Below are 3,124 nucleotides of genomic sequence, written 5' to 3' on the forward strand. Positions count from 1 at the left end.
GGATGCGGAGGCTAATGCGCCAGCTAACATTTTACCAGCGTTACCACCCTCAAAAACTTGGTCATCAAGACCGATAAAGTCAAAGTTAAAATCTAATTTCATTTGGTTGTTTGTTTAGTTTACAATAATAAATAGCTATTATTCAAAATTTTACCAATACAAGTAATTGTTATTAGCGTCTACAAGAATAGAAAATGTCGTATTCCTATATTTTGGTTCATTTTTAGCTTTATCTATTTTCGTTTCAAAAAAAGTATTTTGTGTATTTAAATCTGATTTTATTAAAAGCCCATTTTTATAAATTCTATAATAAATTCTAATTCCAAATTGATATTCATCAGGGCTAAACAAATTATCGATAACATATTGATAAGGATAATCAGCATTTACAACTCCATTTTTTGTATCTCTTGGCGGATTTACTACATAAATTACTTGAGTTGCAAAGAATTGTTGGTTAATAAATCCCATTGAATACTGGGGGCTATAATTAGCCTTGTTATTAACTGAGAATGAATAGGTCAATCCATTAACATCATTAGGAATACGATTATTAGTCGTTTGAAATATTGGTAAAAATGTATAATTATTAGACCATATTGTCGTAATACCACCTGAATTTATAAAATTATTATTAACATAATTTTTAACTAAAGTAGTCGCTTTTCTTGGAACGGTAATATTAAGAGCATCAATAACTAAATTATCATCATCTCTTAAATCTTCATCTTGACTTACGGTTGACATTCGGAAATATGTAATTGGTAAACTAAAGAATATATAAAATCCGTATTGCCCAACGGGAACGGTTACATTATCTTTTTGAGTAAAGACCGCAATATTAAATGCCGACCCTTGAGAAAATGTAAAGTAATCAGTATTATAATTTACTTGTACATCATCAACAACTCTAAAAGGAATCGGTAATTCAAACTCAATTCTTACTTTAGAATCATTAGTACTTGGGAAACTATTTATAGTTAAAATAGTCCCATTATAAATTAAATCCGTTGGCGCTGCATTTGCATTTATGCTTGTCCCATTATAATAACTTTGGTTATCTATTACCCTTGTAAATGAAAATATAGGAGTACTAAATACATAAGTTGAGATCGTATTACTTGTCGCATTATTGTTTAAAATACTGCCACCATAAGCCGCAGCAAAATTTGTGTAATTGCCTACGGTTATTGCTCTTACTAAAAATTTGAATTGCCCAAAATAACCAGCTTGCAAAGAAGCATTTGTTGTAAAAGTTACTGATCTACCATAAATATTTAAATCAAAAATATCAGGCTTACTTATTAAACTTACATATTCAAAGCCACTTGCTAAGTCATCGTACATCACAATTTGACCTGAAGTTGCAGCGCCTAATGTTCGCATTATTATTTCAACTTCTCCTGATTGATTAAGATTAAAAGCGCCAGGCATTGTCTTTGATAATGTCATTTGTGGATAGTCATACTGACAAGTTCCCGAACTATTTGCCACCGCTTGTCCATTCTCATCAAGCCATTGATTGCATAAAGCCGTTGCGTTATTATTTGCATTTGTATCCGCATCAGGTTGACTTATTGTACTTGTGTAAGTAGCCGTAAAGAAAGGAGAATAAACCTCTTGAAATGAGCCTATTCCGTAAGCATCGCAATTATTCTTTTGGATTGTACGAACTAATCTTTTAGTTACTGAACTTGTCCACGTTGGCACTCCACCAACTCCCGTATAAACCGTGTTTGAAGTCTTGGTTATTGTTTCGCCTCCACCTTCAACGCTTGCAAAATTGGAGTACGTTCCTTGAGTATTGGTAGTAACGTAAATCGTTATTACTGCTCCAAATCCTACGGGCAAAGAAGAAGTAAAGGTTGCCGTTACTTGTTGTCCTGATATGCTAAATCCCCAAGCTGGAGTGTCCCTTTCATACCTTACAAAAGATAATCCATTTGGAATGTAATCCCGAACTATTATGTCTCCTGAGGAATTGACTTGACCATTGTTTGCAATCGTTAGCCGATAGGCAAATTCTACTCCTGAGTTTACACTTGTAGGCGCAGTCTTTGAAATAGTTATGTATGGCGCTGGTACATTACACCTTTGGCAGTAAAGATACCACTCAGTAGGGAATACCGTTGGAAGATTGCCGTCAGGTCTTGGAGTATAATATTGATTTAATGGGATTGTTTGACCACTTGAATTTTGAAGTTGACCAAGTTCAGCCAATGTAATGGAGATAGTAGGATTCGCTTGCGATTCCCCCGTAATCTCATTATAGACCTGAGCAAAGGTCATATCTCCACTCCCTTGTAATGGCATTATTTAGAAGCTATAATAGTTCTTAATTCATCTATTTCTTTCTTTTGCTCTTTAATCGCTTCAATTAATAAAGCCGATATATTTCCGTATTCAACTCCCATTAATCCATCATTACCCGTGTTGACAATCTCAGGGAATACCTTCTCCATTTCTTGAGCAATTACTCCTCCGTGTCGCTTATCATCGTATGTCGTATTATAAGTATATCCCGAAATTTGACCTACTTTTTCAAGTGCATTTTCTATTTTGGTAATATTGCTTTTTAAACGAATATCAGAGTTTGCAGTAATTGTACCCGTTGCTCTAATCGTACCACCAACATAAAGATTTTCTCCGTTATCAGTAGACGTATTTATTAAAACTTTTGTTTGAAATTCAGTTATTCCATTATAACGAAGTTTCATATTAATACCAGCACTTGGAGTATCTGAATTAACACCATAATAAAATCCTAAATTATTATCCTCAGTTTTCCAAATAGACCAACTACCATAATTAGTCGCTAAATTTCTAAATGTTAAATAAGTTTGTGCTGAAGAATTACCATTATTTTGTGCTAAAACTAATTGAGCGCCAGGGTCAGTTTTATTGATGCCTATATTTCCAGTAGATGAAATTTTAAAACGTTCAGTATTATTAGTACCCAATGATATTGCGCCATTTTCAGAGTTCCAAATATCAAAATTAGAATTTGAATCTCCCCCAAAACCTAAATAAGCTCTTCTTGAATTTGCTGAGTTTTTATAGTCAATATACATGGCTTGACTTACATTTGTTGCTTTTAATATAACATTATCATTTGTCAATATTG

General features: G+C 33.2%; 2 protein-coding genes. Both read right to left on the bottom strand.

Annotated elements, in window-relative coordinates; translation table 11 throughout:
- Nucleotides 1-150 precede the first annotated feature (150 nt).
- Nucleotides 151-2,289: a DUF5977 domain-containing protein gene (locus ACILQR_RS16640; RefSeq protein WP_395652473.1), complete on the bottom strand. Its 2,139-nt coding sequence runs from the start codon at nt 2,287-2,289 to the stop codon at nt 151-153.
- A gap of 23 nt (nt 2,290-2,312) precedes the next feature.
- A partial coding sequence (locus ACILQR_RS16645; protein ID WP_395652474.1) for a tail fiber domain-containing protein occupies nt 2,313-3,124 on the bottom strand: 812 nt, incomplete at its 5' end.

It is taken from the genome of Brevundimonas sp. (assembly GCF_044239655.1).
Taxonomy (GTDB): domain Bacteria; phylum Pseudomonadota; class Alphaproteobacteria; order Caulobacterales; family Caulobacteraceae; genus Brevundimonas.